Raw genomic sequence first — 17,592 nt, 5'->3', positions numbered from 1 at the left:
AGGGCGATCTCTACAAAATATCTAAGGGGATTTTTAAATAACGCTGACCATCAGCATCAGGAGAGGGTAATTCCCCAGCACGAATATTGATTTGAATAGCGGGCAAAATCAACTGTGGCATGCCAAGGGTTTGATCACGCGCTTCTCGCATCGCAATAAAATCAGCCTTTGCCACGCCTGTATGCACATGAATATTGCCCGCTCGCTGCTCCGCAACGCTGCTTTGCCACTGCACCGTTTGACGATGTTCCGGCAGATAATCATGACAAACAAATACTCTTGTTGCGTCTGGCAGGGCTAATAGCTGCTGAATTGAATCATAAAGGATTGCTGCATCACCCCCTGGAAAATCACAACGGGCCGAGCCCACATCTGGCATAAACAAGGTATCCCCCACAAAGAGCGCATCCCCTACCCAATAGGCAACATCTGCCTGCGTGTGCCCCGGCACATACAGCACTTTAGCGCTGAGTGTCCCAATCTGAAACACGGCATTAGCCGCAAACAGCGCATCAAACTGACTGCCATCCACAGCAAAATCATTCCCCAAACCAAATACCGGCTTAAAAATACTTTGCACTTGATTAATATGCTGGCCAATCGCCACCTTACCGCCCACTTTGCGCTTTAAATATGCAGCGGCAGAGAGATGATCGGCGTGGGCATGGGTTTCGAGTATCCATTGCACGGTTAATTTTTTGGCCGTGACAAAATCAATCAAGCGATCCGCACTATGGCTTGAAGTGCGCCCCGATTTTGCATCGTAGTCGAGCACCGTATCCACCAAGGCGGCACTGCCCCCTTCGTGGTCAAACACTGCATAGCTGAGGGTACAGGTGACGGGGTCAAAAAAAGCTTCTACGTTTGGATACAACATCGGCACGCCTCAGCAATAAATATATTGGCAAATATTATATACAAACATATAATTATTCAAATAATTACCGATCCTTGCAAAAGGAGCCGCTTTAACCATGAACTCAGAACAAATCACCGCCATGCGCCAAGCCGCCAGTGGCGCAACGCGCGTTTTAAAAGCAATGGCCAATGAAGACCGCTTATTATTACTTTGCCAAATGGCAGAGAGCGAAAAATGCGTCTCTGATTTTGAAGCCTTGCTGGATATTCGCCAGCCCACACTCTCGCAACAACTCACCGTGCTGCGTAAAGAAGGCTTAGTCAATACTCGCCGTGATGGCAAAAGAATTTACTACAGCTTAGCCAGCAGCGAGGTGCAGCAGCTACTGCAAGTGCTGTACTCACTCTATTGTCCTAATGATTTAAAGGATTCTGACCATGCAAATTGATTGGATTCATTTCACTCCGTGGAGTGGTTTATTAGGCGGTGCACTTATTGGCTTAGCCAGCGGCTTGCTCGCCCTACTCGCGGGGAAAATCGCGGGGATTAGTGGTATTTTAGGCGGCCTACTCAATGCACAAAGCGATATGCAATGGCGCGCCGCGTTTTTATTAGGCCTCGTGCTCACCCCGCTATTTTGGATGGCTTTTAATACGCCTGCCAATATTCAGATCACCGCCAGCACGCCAACGCTCATCATAGCGGGGCTCTTAGTTGGCCTTGGCACCCGCTATGGCAATGGCTGCACCAGCGGTCACGGCATTTGCGGTTTATCTCGGTTTTCTATCCGCTCCCTCGCCGCGATAGCCAGCTTTATGGCCGCAGGCTTTATCACGGTATTTCTGACTCACCACCTATCTTGAGACCCAACATGCAAATAATTGTCGCCTTACTTACAGGTATTTTATTTAGCCTTGGCCTGATTATTTCAGGCATGGTCAATCCCGCTAAAGTAATTGGTTTTCTTAACTTAGCAGGGCAATGGGACCCAAGCTTAGCGCTGGTCATGGTAGGCGCCATTGCCACCGCCACACCTTTATTTATGTGGGCAAAGAGCCGCAAAAAAACGCTCCTCACCCATGAAAAGATGGCGCTACCCACCAGCACAATCATTGATCGCCCCTTAATCGGCGGCAGCCTGTTATTTGGTATTGGCTGGGGCCTAGCGGGTATTTGCCCAGGACCTGGCTTGGTGGCCTTAGCGATGGGTGAAAGCAAGGCGTTTATTTTTGTAATGGCCATGCTGAGCGGCATGTTTGTTTTTAGGCTTATTCCTAAATGAATCGACTCAAATCTCTGGCACAGTTTTTTCCCATTTTGCAATGGCTACCGCTTTACCAAAAACAAAAATTTGCTGGGGATTTAAGCGCCAGCCTGATTGTGGCCGTATTACTGATTCCACAAAGCATTGCTTATGCCTTGCTTGCGGGCCTGCCGCCACAAGCAGGAATTTATGCCAGCATTTTACCGCTGGTGGTGTACGCTTTTTTTGCCAGCAGCATGGTTCAATCGGTAGGGCCAATGGCGATTGGCGCCATTATGACCGCCACAGCACTTGCACCATTGGCGGCCGCTGGCTCCATTGAATACAGCACCTTGGCAGCAAGTTTAGCCTTACTATCAGGGATATTTTTGGCGCTACTTGGCTTACTTAAGTTAGGGTTTATCACCCAACTTCTTTCTCATCCCGTCATTAATGGCTTTAGTAGCGGCGCGGCTATTTTGATTGTGCTGGGGCAAATGGCAGCGCTATTCGGTGTATCGATTCAGGGCGAGCATATTGGCCAGTTGTTACCACAGCTTATGCAGGCTATTCCTGCAATGCAGCCCTTTGGCCCAGCCTGTTTAGGGCTACTCTGGCTAGCCGGCGGCCCTCTAGCCAAACGGCTACAGCATGTTCGCCACGGGCCGCTACTGAGCAAACTCAGCCCCTTACTGCTGATGCTAGTGATCACCGCTGCCGTATATTTTTTAAATATCCAAACCAAGCTTATTGGGGCTTTTTCTGCCGACCTACCCCGCTTATTTTGGCCACAGCTCAATCAAACTAGCCTTGCCCAACTTTGGCTACCCGCCCTCGCCATTGGCCTAGCTGGCTTTTTACAAAGCATCACCATTGCCCAAAGTTTGGCCTTAAAAGCCAAGCGTAGCATCAATAGTAATCAAGAGTTAATTGGCTTAGGCGCTGCCAACATTGCGGCAGCAGCCAGTGGCGGTTTTCCGGTTAGCGGTGGTTTTTCACGCACCGCAGTTAACGCCGCATCAGGTGCAAATACGCCCTTGGCTGGCGTAATGACGGCGGTGTGGATTGCGCTAGCGGCGCATTGGCTCAATGATTATCTAGCGCACCTACCCCTGCCCCTTTTGGCGGCCACCATTATTTTAGTGGCGCTGCGCTTAATAGACTTTGATTTTTTACTTAGGAGCTGGCGCTACGATAGCCGTGATGGTGCAGCTTTTGTCTGCACTGCCATCGCCGTTTTAGCCCTAGGAGCGATGATAGGGATTGTAGTGGGAGTGGGCGTATCGCTATTACTCTTTCTGTATCGCAGCAGCCAGCCGCATATCGCGGTGGTGGGCCGCATTGCAGGCACCGAGCACTATCGCAACATTCACCGCTTTAGCACACAAACCAGCGATCACATTGTGGCCGTGCGCATTGATGAGAGCCTGTATTTTGGCAATATCGCCAAGGTGCAAACCGAGTTAATCAACATTTTGAACCAAGCGAGCAACACCCAGCACTTACTACTGATTATGTCGGCAGTAAATAGCATCGATTTTAGTGCCATGCAGGCCATCAGCCTACTACAAGAAAACCTGCGGGCACGGCACATCAAGATCCACCTAGCCGAAGTCAAAGGACCGGTAATGGATCATTTACGCCATAGTGAAATCTTAGAAAACTTAGATGGAGACGTCTTTTTGAGCGCCCACTTAGCCATGCAAACGCTAAGCGGGGCAACTGAGGATTTTTCTATTTAGCAGGAACAGCCGGTACAGCTGCCGCCGCAGCAGGCTTATCCGGTGTAGTAGGCAACACCGCCACCTCGTCTTTATTATCCGCCAAGATATTTAGCGTAACCCGCCGATTACTCGCCCGCCCTTCGGGCGTATCGTTACTACCCTGAGGCCGAAACTCGCCATAACCAATCGCCACCAAGCGTTGCGGAGCTACGCCCACGTCAACAAACAAACGCACCACGCTGGCAGCTCTGGCGGCAGATAGCTCCCAATTGGATGGAAACTGCCCCGAGCGCATCGCTTGGTTATCGGTATTGCCTTCAATTTGAATCAGGTTATCGGTGTTTTTAACCATTTCTGCCACGGCAATCAGCGCTGTGGCCGATTCGGTATGTAAATCGGCTTTAGCGGTATCAAACAAGACTGAATCGCTAATTTCTACCGCAATTCCACGCTTGGATTGTGTGACCCGCACCTTGCCCTGATCAATCAAAGCACCTAGTGATTTTTTTAAATCCCCCGCCATACCCTGCATTTTTTGTGTTTGCTCGGCGACTTTTGGGCTTGGGGTGGGTGGAGAAACCACATTAAGAGCGACTAACTTATCCGGCGCCCCAGCCAAGGGTTGATTTTGCTTGATCACTTCTTTACTGGTTGGCGTTTGTTTAAAGGCATCCACCATGGAATTAGACAGCACCTTATATTTGCCTTCATTCACCGATGAAATAGCGTACATCACCACAAAAAATGCAAATAACAGGGTAATAAAATCGGCATAAGACACCAACCAGCGCTCGTGGTTTTCATGCTCCTCGTGCCTCTGCTTACGTGCCATGCTGAAATCCTATGGAGTGGGCATGGCTTTTTGTGCGCATGCGATTTAAAAACTTGCCCGTTCGCGTGGGCACAAGGTCGTGCCCACCCTACATTACTTGAGTTGTAAATTAAATTCAGAAACCAGTTTATTCGCCGCTGTCACGCCAATCTGACGCGCCAAACGGTCTGCGTAGCTTGGACGAGGGGTGAAATCGACAATATCTTTGGCCTTCACTACATCGCGTGCCACGCTATCTACCGAGCCTAAAGCATCGACTAAGCCCATTTTAATACTCGCAGCACCACTCCAAACCAAGCCAGAAAACAAATCAGGATTGTCTGCTAGCTTATTGCCACGCCCTGCTTTTACCACGCCAATAAACTGCTGGTGAATTTCATCTAGCATCACCTGCGCTTTATCACGCTGACCTTGGCTCATAGGTGAGTAAGGATCTAAAAAGCCTTTATTTGCACCGGCTGTAAGCAACCGACGCTCAACGCCCAGTTTTTCCATTACACCACTAAAACCAAAGCCATCCATCAACACGCCAATTGAGCCCACCATCGAGGCTTTATCTGCATAAATTTTATCGGCACCGGCCGCAGCGTAATAGCAACCTGAGGCGCAGATTTCTTCGATCACCACATAGAATGGAATTTTTGGATGCAGTTTTTTCAAGCGCGCAATTTCATCGGCCATCATGCCTGCTTGCACTGGGCTACCGCCTGGGCTATTGGCTTGCAGAATCACGGCCTTCGTGTTTTTGTCTTCAAATGCCGCGGTTAAACCCTCAATCAGCATTGAAGCGTTTGCCTCACCGCCTGCAGCAATAGCGCCTTCTAAACGCACTACGGCCGTATGTGGCCCTGTCATTTCATCACCGGCTTTTTTACCAACCCAGCCCATCATCATTGCAATCACTAAAATCACAATACTGAAGGTCACTAAGCGAAAGAAAATAGCCCAGCGGCGCGCACTACGGCGCTCTTTAATACCGGCATGCAGCAAACTTTGTAATTGTTCACGTTCCCAAGATTCATTCATGCTGTGTGTTTTCCTCAATCAAGCAAACTTGGTCCGCGTATTCGCGAACCGGCAAAGAAATTAACTTGCGACCAGGGCAAGGCCCGCCCAAGCAAAGACCCGTATTGGGCGCATAATATGCGCCGTGAGTGGAACAAACAAGCCAAGAGCGGGATAAATCAAACAGATCACCCGGATTAAAATCCATTTCAATCGGGATATGCGCACACTCATTAATATAAGCGTACACCCTGCCATTGTAACGCACTACAAAAGCACTGCGTTCACGCCCACCCCAAACCAAGGTAAAGCGCTGCGCCAAGCCGCGCTCCAACAAGTCGCCACTCTGGCACAGCACCCGATCAGGCATTAAGTAAGATCCAATCCCTTAAAGCGTGAAAATCATCAAAATGCGCGAGAGGCTTGCAAGCCAATAGTTCTGGCAATTTGTGCGCGCCATAAGTCAGCGCCAAGCTTTGCGTACCGGCATTTTGAGCCAGCTGTAAATCATGGGTGGTGTCCCCAATCATCACGGCACGGCTGGCATCCACGTGGCATTTATCCAAAAGGTAATGCAGCATCGCCGGATGTGGCTTAGAAAACGCCTCATCGGCAGTGCGCGTCATTTTAAAAAACACACCCAAGCCACTAGAAGCCAACGCCTTATCTAAGCCCGCTCTGGATTTACCCGTTGCCACCGCCAGCTGAAACCCTGCCTCAATAAACTGCGGCAAGGCCTCGATCACCCCGTCATACAACGCCACATTTTGGTCTTGGGCTAAGTAATGGCCGCGATACACACTCACCACCTCGGTGATTTGTGCAGGCGTCGCATCTGGAGCAAGGTATTGCATCGCCTCATTCATGCCATAGCCAATCACATAACGCGCTTCTTTATCGGATGGCACAGGCAAGCCAATATCACTAAAGGCCGCCTGAATCGCGCGGGCAATGGTGCCGGTGCTATCCATTAAAGTGCCATCCCAATCAAACACCAGCAAATCAAACTGCTTAGGCATGCGGTTTATTCCCGAGAGATCTCTCAAGTTGATCGATATAAGATTGTAATTCAGGGGGAAGTGGCGCTTCTAATTCCAAAGGCTTGCCCGTAATAGGGTGATCCACAATTAAACGCCAAGCATGTAAAAACATGCGGCGCAGCCCCTGCCTTGGTAATAATTTATTTAAAGCAAAGTCACCGTATTTTTCATCCCCCAAAATAGGGTGATCACTGGACGCCAAATGCACCCGAATCTGATGGGTGCGTCCCGTTTTAAGCTCACACTCAAGCAAAGAACAATCTTTCCATACCTGACGGCGATTCACCACCGTATGCGAAATTTTGCCTTCTGGTGAGACCCGCACACGGCGTTCGCCCTCGGCGGTGTTGTATTTCAGCAAAGAAAATTTCACGTGGCTACGTGGATTCTCCCACACACCTTTCACCAAAGCTAAATAACGCTTATCAATACGATGATTGTCACGCAAGGCATCTTGCAAAACAATTAAGGCTGAGCGCTTTTTTGCAACCATTAAAATACCGGATGTTTCACGATCTAAGCGATGCACTAATTCCAAAAATTTTGCTTGTGGGCGCTGCGCACGAATCAGCTCAATCAAGCCAAAACTCACACCAGAGCCGCCATGCACAGCCAAACCAGCCGGTTTATTTAAGATTAAAATGGCCTCATCTTCAAAGATGATGGGGATATCGATGCGATGCGACGCAGCTACAGCCGGTGCGGCATCTGGCTTTTCAGCCACGCGCACGGGTGGCAGGCGTAAAATATCGCCAGCTAGCAAGCGATAGGTCACATCGCTACGGCCTTTATTTACACGAACTTCGCCACTACGCACAATGCGATAAACATGACTTTTGGGTACGCCCTTGAGGTGTTTTAACAAAAAATTATCCAGCCTTTGGCCGGCATCTTCCTCATCTACAGTCAGGAACGTTACGGATGCTTTGCTACTGCCCTTCATCTTGACTTATACTCTCCGCACGCCACAACCCAGAAGGTTGTAGCAGGTTGGCCGTGGCGTTATAAACGCAACGGCAACGATTACCGCAAGGGCTTGTTTTGACACGGGACTTTATAATAAACCCACCGAAACAAACACTGCGCAAGGTGGCATTGCCACTTTTAGATCCCGCTCTTAAAGCATACTGCCCGACGATACAGTCGGCGATTACCTTCCCGCCGTAGAGAAAAACACTCTACCCACTCCCCAAGGCTCACTAGCCTTTGTAAAACAGGGAGCACAAGCGCGGGGCTCGCCTATCTGCCGTATGGCTGCTGCAACAAGTTCAGGGAAACGGTTATCTCGCTCACCGCAAAAAGCAGCGATGGTAATTGATTTATATATATAAAGCACTCATCGGATTCTAATTAGCGTACTGGCCTACTTTTACAGAAAAATAAGTAAAACCGCCGGTATGGACCGTTCGGCACCTGGTCACCTTGTAGTAGCGAAGACAAAATGGTGCAAAAAGTACCAGCAAGACAAGCGAGTTAAAATCCTAATAAAAGCACCAACAAGGATTTTAGGCTCATTTCCAATGCGAGGTAGGACTGCAGCACCGTTTTGCAATGCGCTGTAAATCATTGCAAGCAATAGACTCATCGCCAGCGCCATCAATACCTTTTGAGCTTTAGCCGCAGACACAATGATGCCTGAGCTAAAGCTCCCCTCGGTTGCGCTGAGCTTGCCAGAACCTAATTCCAGCCGCGTGAGTGCGAGCCGGAGCACTGTTATGAAACGTATGCTATTTAACGCAACACAAGCTGAAGAGCTGCGCGTTGCTATTGTTGATGGTCAAAAATTAGTCGACCTCGACATCGAAACCGTTGGTAAAGAACAGCGGAAATCCAATATCTACAAGGGTGTGATTACCCGTGTAGAGCCCAGCCTTGAAGCCTGCTTCATTGATTATGGCTGCGATCGTCATGGCTTCTTGCCGTTTAAGGAAGTGGCTCGCGCCTACCTGAACGACAACGGTGATGGCAATGGCCGCCCGCGTATCGGCGATTCTCTTAAAGAAGGTCAGGAACTGATCGTTCAGGTAGAGAAAGACGAGCGTGGCAATAAAGGCGCTGCGCTGACTACCTACATCAGCTTGGCCGGTCGCTACCTTGTATTGATGCCAAACAATCCGCGTGGTGGTGGTGTATCCCGCCGCATTGAGGGCGAAGAAAGGAATGAACTTCGCGCCGTTCTTGATCAGCTCGAAACGCCTAACGGCATGAGCCTGATTGCGCGTACTGCCGCCATTGGCCGCAATGCAGAAGAGCTGCAGTGGGATTTAAACTACCTGCTGCAACTTTGGCGTGCGGTTGAAGGCGCTGCCTCTACCCAAACGGGTGCTTTCCTGATTTATCAGGAATCTAGCTTGGTTATCCGTGCGATTCGCGATTACTTCCAGCCAGAAATCGGTGAGCTGCTGATTGATAAGCTTGATATTTACGAGCAAGCACGCCAGTTTATGAGCCATGTGATGCCGGCCAATGTCAACCGCGTGAAGTTCTATCAAGATGACGTGCCGCTATTCTCACGCTTCCAGATTGAGCATCAGATCGAAACCGCCTTTGCCCGCGAAGTAAACCTGCCTTCTGGCGGCGCAATTGTGATCGACAAAACCGAAGCGCTCTACTCTATTGATGTGAACTCGGCACGCTCCACCAAGGGCGCCGACATCGAAGAAACCGCGCTGCGCACCAATATGGAAGCCGCTGACGAAATCGCCCGTCAGATGCGTCTGCGTGACGTGGGTGGTTTGATCGTGATCGATTTTATCGACATGGAAAACCCAAAGAATCAGCGCGAAGTAGAAAACCGCCTGCGTGACGCTTTGCACCACGACCGTGCCCGCGTACAAACTGGCAAAATCAGCCGCTTTGGCTTGATGGAATTATCACGCCAGCGCCTACAGCCCTCCCTTGAAGAAACCAGCCACATTGCCTGCCCTCGCTGTCATGGCACGGGCTTTACCCGTGGCATTGAATCTTCTGCACTGAATATCCTGCGGATTATTCAAGAAGAATCGATGAAGGAAAACACCGGTGCGATTCATGCGCAGGTGCCAGTGGATGTAGCCACCTTCTTGCTGAACGAAAAACGTGCAGAGATTTCTGCGCTTGAAGCACGCCTAAAAGTAAGCGTAATCCTGATTCCAAACACGCATTTAGAAACCCCCAACTACAATCTTTCACGTCTGCGCCATGAAGATATAGGCAGCCATGAAGATGTCGTGCCGTCCTACAAAATGGTTGATTTGCCAAGCGAAACGGGCTATCAGCCAGGCAAGGTCAAAGAAGAGCAAACCAAACGTCAAGAAGCCATGGTTAAGGGCATTACCCCAGACCAGCCTGCGCCGATTTCTGCGCGTGATCGTGTTGCTGCGCCTACCGATGTGGTTGCCATACCATCACTGTGGAAAAAAATTGTAACTTGGTTCCAAGGTGAGCCTGAAGCGCCGGTAGAAACGCCGAAGCCAGCGGCTGCGGCGCGGCCAAGCAATAATTCACGCAATCGCAATGATCGTGGCCAACGCCCAGCGCGTGAACCACGTGAAGGCCAAGCGCCTCGCACCGAGCGCCCTGCTCGCAATGAAGAAGCCCCTGCACAGCCGCGTCGCGGCAGTGGTAAGCCACGCATTGAAGAAGATCTGCAAAAGAGCCGTGAAAACCGTGAAGCACGTGAAAACCGTGAGCCGCGTGAACGTGCGGAACGGACCGAGCGCAACAATGAGCGCAGCGAAGCTCCGGCCGAGCAACGCCCTCGCAATGAGCGCCCTGCCCGTCCAGAACGTCAGCCACGCAAAGAAACGCCTGCTGCCACAACAGAAGCATTGTTAATTACACCTATCGTAGAAAACAATTCGGACGAAGCCAGCGAGCAACAACGTAGCCGCCGTCGTCGCAGCCGTCGTGGTGAGCGTCGTGATCGCCCAGAAGCAACAGGCGCAGAAGCCGCTTTCACAGCAATCGTTCCTGCTGCGCCGATCTTTGACAACAAGCCGATTGCACCTGTTGATGCGCCTACTCCTGTAGCCGCTCCAGCAGTAGAAGTGGCTGTGGTCGCTGCACCCGTAATAGTCGCGACAGCGCCAGTCGTGGCGGCAGTCATCCCTGAAGTGGTGCTTGCCCCTGCACCTGTAGTGGCTCCCGCACCAGCGCCTGTTGTGGCACCGGCTCCTGCGCCGATACCCGCTCCAGCTCCGGTTACCGCTCCAGTAGTGATTGTGGTTCCTGCTCCCGTTGCAGTTGCAGTTGCAGCTCCAGCCCCAGCCCCAGCCCCAATCGCGACTCCAGTAGCCGCACCGGTTGAAGTCGCTCCCGCGGTGGTGGCAGCACCAACCCCCGTTCAAGCACCCTTAGTGATTGGCACTCCAGAAGCAGCAGGTCTGGTTATGGTCGCAACGCGTACCTTAGCAGCAGAAAGCACTCCAGCTGTTGAAGCGCCTGCTCGCCGCCGTCGCCGTGATGTTCAAACGACTACACAGGCTAGTGCAGAAGTCACTATGTTGCAGCAGGTTGAAACACAAACGGCGACTACTGACGCTGCTCTTACTCCTGTAAGCGATGCGCCTGCGCGTGCTAATCGACGTGATGCCACTGCTACTCCAGCAGACACCTCGGCCGAGCCTCTGGTACAGGTTCAAACTAAGCAATTCTAATTTGAATTGAATCAGCAAAAGCCACCGAAAATCACTCGGTGGCTTTTTTAATGCCCCAAAGAAAATAACAAGAATATGTTTTCAGAAAATGTGCATGCTCAAATAAATACCCCATTCATCCGCTTAAACAAGCAGCGGACAATCCCGCCTATCAAACAGTGCCCTTTTAAAACCGCACGCCTATGCAATTAAATACCAATGAAATTTTGAATATTTGCTATTCATGGCTAATTTAAGACTAGACATATAAATAGAAGCCATTAGTTTTAATTGCAAAGCACTTCAGCCTGTTTAAAACAACCCAGTTTAAGATTGCCAGTTGGGGAAATTCACAAGTATCGGCCATTATTATTCAGGGTTAATTTTCGCACATGGATCTAACTGTAATGGTCTTATTCAATCGCATCTGCACTCCTCATATGGGCATACACACGTGGATATTTTTCTCCAGCAAATCTTTAATGGCTTAGTTGTCGGCAGTATTTATGCACTGATTGCCCTTGGCTACACCATGGTGTACGGCATCATGCAGCTGATCAATTTTGCCCACGGCGAAATCGTTATGATCGGTGCAATGGTCACCATTACCTGCATCAACCTCCTCCTTGGGCACAATGTATCGCTCCCCGGCCCCATGCTGCTCTTAGTCGGCTTTATGATGGCCGTGCCGGTCTCGATTATTTTGGGCTACGCCATCGAGAAAATCGCCTACCGCCCACTACGTAAAGCCCCAAGGCTCGCGCCGCTGATTACCGCGATTGGCGTATCCATTGTGCTGCAACAAGCCGCCATGCTGATCTGGGGCCGCAACTACCGCCCTTTCCCCGCTATTTTGCCCAGCACCGTGCATGAAATTGGCGGAGCCACCATCACCAGCTTGCAAATCGCCATCATTGGCCTTGCACTGGCTTTAATGGCCGGGCTGTTTTTCCTGATTGAACGCACTAAGCTTGGCCGCGCCATGCGGGCCACGGCGCAAAACCCTGAAGTTGCAGGGCTGATGGGGGTGAATATCAATTCAATCATCTCAATGGTCTTTATGATCGGCTCAGCCCTAGGCGCTGTAGCAGGAGTAATGGTTGCCGCCAACTACGATCAAGCCCATGCCTATATGGGATTTTTGATTGGTCTAAAAGCCTTTACTGCTGCAGTACTGGGTGGGATTGGTAATCTAGGCGGTGCGGTATTGGGTGGCTTATTACTCGGCTTAATCGAGAGCCTTGGCTCCGGCTATTTAGGCGATCTAACCGGCGGTGCTTTTGGTAGTAACTACAAAGACATCTTTGCCTTTATCGTGCTGATTATCGTGCTGGTATTCCGCCCATCTGGATTACTTGGCGAACGTGTCGCTGATCGCGCCTAGGAATTAAAATGCTAAAACTAGAAAATCCTCGCCAACGGCTGATCGCAATGGCCGTACTTGCGGTCGTGATGCTAATTCTGCCTTTTGTGCTGACCGGCAGCTTTGAAAGCGGCAAATCATGGATTCGCACCATTGATTTTGCCCTGCTGTATATCATGCTGGCGCTCGGGCTCAATATTGTAGTGGGCTACGCTGGCCTATTAGATTTGGGTTATATCGCCTTTTATGCCGTGGGCGCTTACCTTTATGCCATTTTAAATTCGCCACATCTGGCTGCCGTTCTGCCAGCTTGGCTGATTTACCCTTCATTCCCTGTGATGATTTTACTAGCGGGCTTAGTGGCGGGTTTATTTGGCGTCTTGCTTGGCTCGCCCACATTAAAACTACGCGGCGATTATTTGGCGATTGTGACTTTAGGATTCGGTGAAATTATCCGCATCTTTATGAATAATCTAGATCGCCCGATCAATATCACCAATGGCCCGCAGGGCATTAATAATATTAAGAGCATTCATGTTGGCCCTTATGATTTTGGCCGCCCGATTGAGTTTCTAGGGCTAACATTTGAAAAAGTCCACCTTTACTATTACTTAATTCTTGCCTTCTGCCTGTTGATTATTTTTGTCTCCATGCGTTTACAAAATTCACGTATTGGCCGCGCTTGGGTGGCCATTCGTGAAGATGAAATCGCCGCCAACGCCATGGGCATCAACACCCGCAATATCAAGCTACTGGCGTTTGCGATGGGTGCCAGCTTTGGGGGGGTATCAGGTGCTTTATTTGCCAGCTTCCAAGGTTTTGTCTCCCCTGAATCATTTGTGCTAATGGAATCCATCATGGTGCTATGCATGGTGGTATTAGGCGGCATGGGGCATATTCCTGGTGTGATTTTAGGCGCAATCATTGTGTCTATCACCCCAGAGATTCTGCGCGATGTGATCAACCCACTGCAGCAAGCCATTGTTGGTCGCCGTGTGGTTGACCCCGAAAACTTACGCATGCTGATTTTTGGCCTTGCCATGATCGTGATTATGCTGCTGCGCCCAGAGGGCCTATGGCCATCGCAACGCCGTAAAGCAGAGTTCCACGAAAAAGATGAAGAGGCAAAAGCATGAGCGCGCTAGAAACTAAAGAAGTTCTACTCAAAATTGATGGCATTACCAAGCGTTTTGGCGGCCTACACGCTTTGTCTAGCGTGGGCCTCACTATTAACAAGGGCGAGATTTATGGCCTGATCGGCCCAAATGGCGCGGGTAAAACCACCCTATTCAACGTCTTAACAGGGCTATATCAACCCGACGAAGGCAGCTTTAGCTTTAATGGCTTAGATTTATTCCGCAAAAAACCCAATGTCGTAGTGGAATCGGGTATTGCGCGCACTTTTCAGAATATCCGTTTATTTGCCAATATGACGGCACTAGAAAACGTTATGGTCGGCCAGCATGTGCGCACCCACTCTGGCATTTTGGGCGCTATTTTTCACAGCCCCAAAGCCGTAAAAGAAGAAGCAGACATTCATAGCAAGGCTCACGAGCTGCTCGATTATGTAGGCATTAGCAAACACGCTAAAGAACTAGCCCGTAATCTCTCTTACGGTGATCAGCGCCGCCTAGAAATTGCACGCGCGCTGGCGACTCGCCCTACGCTACTGGCATTGGATGAACCAGCAGCCGGGATGAATCCAAAAGAAACGGGCGATCTTAAAAAGCTCATGCAAAAAATTCGCGATGATGGCGTGACCATTTTATTAATTGAACACGACGTCAAACTAATGATGGATCTGTGTGATCGGATTGCAGTGCTCGACTACGGCAAAAAAATTGCTGAAGGCATCCCCGATTCAGTAAAAAATGATCCGCGCGTGATCGAGGCTTATCTAGGAGTAGCCCCAGAATGAGTATTCTATTTCTACAAATAAGCGGCATAAGAGCAACGCTTTGTGCATCACTTGGCCTAGGAGTTGCACCATAATGTCCAGCCCATTGCTGCAAGTAAAAGACTTAAAAGTCGCCTATGGCGGCATCCATGCCGTAAAAGGGATTGATTTAGAAATTAATCAAGGCGAGCTTGTTGCCCTGATCGGGGCTAATGGTGCAGGCAAAACCACCACGCTAAAAACGCTGATTGGCATGTGCAAACCTAGCTCAGGCGATATTTTATTTGATGGTAAATCAACCGCCCAAAAACCTATTTACGATTATGTAAAACAGGGGCTGATCATGGTGCCCGAAGGGCGAGGCATTTTTAGCCGCCTTACCGTTGAAGAAAACCTACTGATGGGTGCCTATACCCGCAACGATAAAGCGGGCATTGCCCACGATATGGAACGTGTTTACTACCTGTTCCCGCGCCTAAAAGAGCGAATGAAACAACTAGCCGGCACGCTTTCAGGAGGCGAGCAGCAGATGGTCGCGATTGGCCGCGCCATCCTTGGCCGCCCTAAGCTATTGCTGCTGGATGAGCCTTCAATGGGCCTTGCGCCGATTATTGTGCAGAAGATTTTTGAGATCATTAAAATGATCGCTGCCGAAGGCGTCACCATGCTGTTGGTAGAGCAAAATGCCAAGTTGGCACTGCAAACGGCCAACCGAGGCTATGTGATGGAATCGGGCAAGATCACCTTGGCAGATACAGCAGAAAACTTACTCGCCAACCCCAAAATTCAACAGGCCTATTTGGGCGAGTAATTGCTATTAACGTAAAAACGAGCCACATCGCTGGCTCGTTTTTTTACGCACCCAATTTTATGCATATTAACTATTTACTCACGAAAAACCAATAAAATATACAAGGCCCCTGCCCAATTGTGTTGCTGATCAGGATGGTGAAATTTATTGATTTGAGCCCTTATATTTAAATTTAACAAAAACAATTGCAATGCACTATATATTCGTAAGGTAAGCTACTGCTGCACTCACTAAAGTTAGGCTCATGAAACATCGCTTTTTGGCTCATCCACTCGCTGTTCTGCTCATGATGATCTTGCTGACATTCAGCCAGTTCGTTGTGGCGGCTTATGCCTGTGCAGATGCTCTAGCGAGCTTGCCTACTGCGCCTGCCATGGTGCAAATGGCTGACATGAGCGATTGTGTGGATATGAAAGCCAACCAGCAGCCATTGGTATGCAAAGCGCACTGTCAAAAAGATTCACAATTAGAAGCACATAAAACACCGGATTTGCCTGCCCCACAGCTATTTATCCTGTTTTATCTTGCGCCTTTATTCGATAGCTATTTGCCGATGGCTAATCAGCAATTAGCAGCGCCACCTACACTACTCGCATCCTCCCCGCCCTTACGTATCCAATATCAAGTCTTTCGCAACTAGCCTGTTTCTCTGATCCATTTGAACATCACTAGGACTGCGGGGCGTTTTTGCTCGCCTGCACGTTTTGGTGTTTCGTATTCAGTATGATCTGGAGAAGCACGTATGTTTTCTTATGCACTGCGCAGTATTGCGCTATTACTTTGCGCGGCCAGCGCACAGGCTCTGACCCTAGATGAAGCCTTAACTGCCGCTCAAAATTACGCCCCTGATCTTGTTGCCAGCCGATCAGGTGCTGCTACAGCTCAATCTTTAACCCTATCTGCAGGTGCATTACCTGACCCTAAGCTCTCTTTTGCCATTGATAACCTTCCGCTAGAGGGAGAAGACCAATACCGTATTGGCAAATCAATGCGCAGCATTGGCCTGATGCAGGAGTTTCCTAATGCGGGCAAGCGGGCAGCGGAGCGCCAAATCGCCACGGCAGCGTGGCAAGCCAGTAGCGCCCAGTATCGCTTTGCACAGCTTAATGTACAACGCGCCACCTCACTCGCTTGGCTAAGCCTGTATTACGCACAAGAAAAAATACAAATCCTTGATACGCAGCTCATTGAGAATCAAAACAGCTTAAGCCTCAGTCGCGCAGCTATAGCAGGGGGGGGCACAGTCGACAATGCCTTAGCTGCACAGCTAGAAACCCAGCAATTAGCCGACGCGCGCGATGACTTAAATAGTGAGATTCAACAGGCACGTGCGCTATTGGCACGCTGGATTGGGCCAGATCGCGCCGCCGAGCCCATCAGTGGCTCACTCCCTGTATGGCAACGCGAGCCAACTTCCAAGGATCAATCTGATCAATTTAGCCAGCAGCCCGATCTGCACGCGGCCAGCTCGCAAATTAGCACCGCCCGTGCCGAATTGGCCCTGATGGAAGCAGGCAAGCATCCCGATTGGGGATTGGAGCTGGCCCTGCAACGCAGCGATATGGGGCAAAACCAAGCGATGGTGAAGGTTTCTTTTGACCTGCCGTTTTTTACCGCCTCACGGCAAGATCCAAAAATCGCAGCCGCCACAGCTAATTTGCAACGAGCCGAAGCAGAAAAAACCGCTCGTAGTGCGGGCTATCGTCAGCAATATGCCGAGTTAAATGCGCAAGGTAATGCACTCACTAACCAGTTGCAAAGGCTAAAGCAACAAACACTGCCCTTAATTCAAAAGCAAACTGAGCTGGCCTTAGCGGGCCTGCAATCTGGCAAAGCTAATAGCAATGCGGTACTTGAAGCGCGCAAAACGAAAAGAGTAGCCCAATTACGCGCACTTGATCTGACCTCCCGCCTTGCCGCCATTCAGGCGCAAATATTCTTCCTAACAGGAGGGCATTAATCATGAATCGCAACAATACAATCGCTTTAGTCATCGCCGCCCTTTTTGTCGGAACTGCCACAGGCTGGTGGCTAAAGCCTACGCCAAACCACGCCACCGCCCCCGTTGAAGCCCGCAAAGCCCTGTATTGGTATGATCCGATGAAGCCAGAGCAGCATTTCGATCAGCCAGGTAAATCTCCCTTTATGGATATGGAACTGGTGCCTCGCTATGCCGATGCCACTGATTCATCTTCATCCACG

At 50.0% G+C, this 17,592-nt stretch carries 18 protein-coding genes; 12 read left to right on the top strand and 6 right to left on the bottom strand.

Annotated elements, in window-relative coordinates; translation table 11 throughout:
* Positions 1-10: 10 nt before the first annotated feature.
* Positions 11-877, bottom strand: a complete 867-nt coding sequence (locus tag Q0R17_RS04285; protein WP_308446351.1) for an MBL fold metallo-hydrolase — start codon at positions 875-877, stop codon at positions 11-13.
* 97 nt (positions 878-974) lie between these two features.
* Between Q0R17_RS04285 and Q0R17_RS04280 the strand changes: the two genes are divergently transcribed.
* The 4 genes from Q0R17_RS04280 to Q0R17_RS04265 are packed head-to-tail and all read left to right on the top strand — an operon-like array spanning position 975 to position 3,844.
* Complete coding sequence (locus Q0R17_RS04280; RefSeq protein WP_293932428.1) at positions 975-1,307, top strand: helix-turn-helix transcriptional regulator; 333 nt, start codon at positions 975-977, stop codon at positions 1,305-1,307.
* Entirely contained in the window at positions 1,297-1,722 is a 426-nt protein-coding gene (locus tag Q0R17_RS04275; RefSeq protein WP_293932426.1) for a YeeE/YedE family protein, read from the top strand. The genes Q0R17_RS04280 and Q0R17_RS04275 overlap by 11 nt, the downstream gene beginning before the upstream one ends.
* An 8-nt stretch (positions 1,723-1,730) precedes the next feature.
* On the top strand, positions 1,731-2,141 hold the full coding sequence (locus tag Q0R17_RS04270; protein WP_293932424.1) for a DUF6691 family protein: 411 nt from the start codon (positions 1,731-1,733) through the stop codon (positions 2,139-2,141).
* Positions 2,138-3,844, top strand: a complete 1,707-nt coding sequence (locus Q0R17_RS04265; RefSeq protein WP_293932422.1) for a SulP family inorganic anion transporter — start codon at positions 2,138-2,140, stop codon at positions 3,842-3,844. Before Q0R17_RS04270 ends, Q0R17_RS04265 begins: the two co-directional genes overlap by 4 nt.
* On the opposite strand, the gene motD is transcribed toward Q0R17_RS04265, so the two are convergent.
* The 5 genes from motD to Q0R17_RS04240 form a co-directional block, all read right to left on the bottom strand.
* Positions 3,837-4,658 carry a flagellar motor protein MotD gene (gene motD, locus Q0R17_RS04260; protein ID WP_293932420.1) on the bottom strand — a complete coding sequence of 274 codons (822 nt, stop codon included), beginning with the start codon at positions 4,656-4,658 and terminating at the stop codon, positions 3,837-3,839. The genes Q0R17_RS04265 and motD overlap by 8 nt on opposite strands.
* A 93-nt stretch (positions 4,659-4,751) precedes the next feature.
* Entirely contained in the window at positions 4,752-5,684 is a 933-nt protein-coding gene (locus tag Q0R17_RS04255) for a S49 family peptidase (protein WP_293932418.1), read from the bottom strand.
* Positions 5,677-6,033 (bottom strand): Rieske 2Fe-2S domain-containing protein, encoded by a 357-nt coding sequence (locus Q0R17_RS04250; protein WP_293932416.1) that lies wholly within the window; start codon positions 6,031-6,033, stop codon positions 5,677-5,679. The genes Q0R17_RS04255 and Q0R17_RS04250 overlap by 8 nt, the downstream gene beginning before the upstream one ends.
* Positions 6,026-6,682 (bottom strand): HAD-IIIA family hydrolase, encoded by a 657-nt coding sequence (locus Q0R17_RS04245; RefSeq protein WP_293932414.1) that lies wholly within the window; start codon positions 6,680-6,682, stop codon positions 6,026-6,028. The genes Q0R17_RS04250 and Q0R17_RS04245 overlap by 8 nt, the downstream gene beginning before the upstream one ends.
* Positions 6,675-7,646, bottom strand: coding sequence for an RluA family pseudouridine synthase (locus tag Q0R17_RS04240; RefSeq protein WP_293932412.1), 972 nt, complete (start codon positions 7,644-7,646; stop codon positions 6,675-6,677). The genes Q0R17_RS04245 and Q0R17_RS04240 overlap by 8 nt, the downstream gene beginning before the upstream one ends.
* A 772-nt stretch (positions 7,647-8,418) precedes the next feature.
* Here Q0R17_RS04240 and Q0R17_RS04235 point away from each other — a divergent pair.
* The 8 genes from Q0R17_RS04235 to Q0R17_RS04200 all read left to right on the top strand — a co-directional run.
* The gene (locus Q0R17_RS04235; RefSeq protein WP_293932410.1) at positions 8,419-11,340 is read left to right on the top strand and encodes an Rne/Rng family ribonuclease; all 2,922 of its coding nucleotides are present in this window, start codon (positions 8,419-8,421) and stop codon (positions 11,338-11,340) included.
* 433 nt (positions 11,341-11,773) lie between these two features.
* Positions 11,774-12,703: a branched-chain amino acid ABC transporter permease gene (locus tag Q0R17_RS04230; RefSeq protein ID WP_130107495.1), complete on the top strand. Its 930-nt coding sequence runs from the start codon at positions 11,774-11,776 to the stop codon at positions 12,701-12,703.
* 8 nt (positions 12,704-12,711) lie between these two features.
* Positions 12,712-13,818, top strand: a complete 1,107-nt coding sequence (locus Q0R17_RS04225; protein ID WP_293932406.1) for an ABC transporter ATP-binding protein — start codon at positions 12,712-12,714, stop codon at positions 13,816-13,818.
* Positions 13,815-14,600 (top strand): ABC transporter ATP-binding protein, encoded by a 786-nt coding sequence (locus Q0R17_RS04220; protein ID WP_293932404.1) that lies wholly within the window; start codon positions 13,815-13,817, stop codon positions 14,598-14,600. The genes Q0R17_RS04225 and Q0R17_RS04220 overlap by 4 nt, the downstream gene beginning before the upstream one ends.
* Before the next feature lie 73 nt (positions 14,601-14,673).
* Positions 14,674-15,390, top strand: a complete 717-nt coding sequence (locus Q0R17_RS04215; protein WP_293932402.1) for an ABC transporter ATP-binding protein — start codon at positions 14,674-14,676, stop codon at positions 15,388-15,390.
* A gap of 244 nt (positions 15,391-15,634) precedes the next feature.
* Complete coding sequence (locus Q0R17_RS04210) at positions 15,635-16,030, top strand: hypothetical protein (protein ID WP_293932400.1); 396 nt, start codon at positions 15,635-15,637, stop codon at positions 16,028-16,030.
* 102 nt (positions 16,031-16,132) lie between these two features.
* A complete protein-coding gene (locus tag Q0R17_RS04205; RefSeq protein ID WP_293932398.1) occupies positions 16,133-17,350 on the top strand; it encodes a TolC family protein in 1,218 nt (405 codons plus the stop codon).
* Positions 17,351-17,352: 2 nt separating this feature from the next.
* Positions 17,353-17,592: heavy metal-binding domain-containing protein (locus tag Q0R17_RS04200; RefSeq protein WP_293932396.1), on the top strand; the 240-nt coding region annotated here is incomplete at its 3' end.

This window comes from Iodobacter sp. (assembly GCF_025352645.1).
Taxonomy (GTDB): Bacteria; Pseudomonadota; Gammaproteobacteria; order Burkholderiales; family Chitinibacteraceae; genus Iodobacter.
This window is presented reverse-complemented; position numbering and strand designations above follow the sequence as displayed.

Bases quoted from the DNA above. Each gene is read 5' to 3' on its own strand.
- Q0R17_RS04235 (WP_293932410.1), top strand. From the start codon at position 8,419: ATGAAACGTATGCTATTTAACGCAACACAAGCTGAAGAGCTGCGCGTT.
- Q0R17_RS04220 (WP_293932404.1), top strand. From the start codon at position 13,815: ATGAGCGCGCTAGAAACTAAAGAAGTTCTACTCAAAATTGATGGCATT.
- Q0R17_RS04250 (WP_293932416.1), bottom strand. From the start codon at position 6,033: ATGCCTGATCGGGTGCTGTGCCAGAGTGGCGACTTGTTGGAGCGCGGC.
- Q0R17_RS04210 (WP_293932400.1), top strand. From the start codon at position 15,635: ATGAAACATCGCTTTTTGGCTCATCCACTCGCTGTTCTGCTCATGATG.
- Q0R17_RS04225 (WP_293932406.1), top strand. From the start codon at position 12,712: ATGCTAAAACTAGAAAATCCTCGCCAACGGCTGATCGCAATGGCCGTA.
- Q0R17_RS04285 (WP_308446351.1), bottom strand. From the start codon at position 877: ATGTTGTATCCAAACGTAGAAGCTTTTTTTGACCCCGTCACCTGTACC.
- Q0R17_RS04255 (WP_293932418.1), bottom strand. From the start codon at position 5,684: ATGAATGAATCTTGGGAACGTGAACAATTACAAAGTTTGCTGCATGCC.
- Q0R17_RS04205 (WP_293932398.1), top strand. From the start codon at position 16,133: ATGTTTTCTTATGCACTGCGCAGTATTGCGCTATTACTTTGCGCGGCC.
- Q0R17_RS04240 (WP_293932412.1), bottom strand. From the start codon at position 7,646: ATGAAGGGCAGTAGCAAAGCATCCGTAACGTTCCTGACTGTAGATGAG.
- Q0R17_RS04270 (WP_293932424.1), top strand. From the start codon at position 1,731: ATGCAAATAATTGTCGCCTTACTTACAGGTATTTTATTTAGCCTTGGC.
- Q0R17_RS04280 (WP_293932428.1), top strand. From the start codon at position 975: ATGAACTCAGAACAAATCACCGCCATGCGCCAAGCCGCCAGTGGCGCA.
- Q0R17_RS04265 (WP_293932422.1), top strand. From the start codon at position 2,138: ATGAATCGACTCAAATCTCTGGCACAGTTTTTTCCCATTTTGCAATGG.
- Q0R17_RS04275 (WP_293932426.1), top strand. From the start codon at position 1,297: ATGCAAATTGATTGGATTCATTTCACTCCGTGGAGTGGTTTATTAGGC.
- Q0R17_RS04215 (WP_293932402.1), top strand. From the start codon at position 14,674: ATGTCCAGCCCATTGCTGCAAGTAAAAGACTTAAAAGTCGCCTATGGC.
- Q0R17_RS04245 (WP_293932414.1), bottom strand. From the start codon at position 6,682: ATGCCTAAGCAGTTTGATTTGCTGGTGTTTGATTGGGATGGCACTTTA.
- motD (WP_293932420.1), bottom strand. From the start codon at position 4,658: ATGGCACGTAAGCAGAGGCACGAGGAGCATGAAAACCACGAGCGCTGG.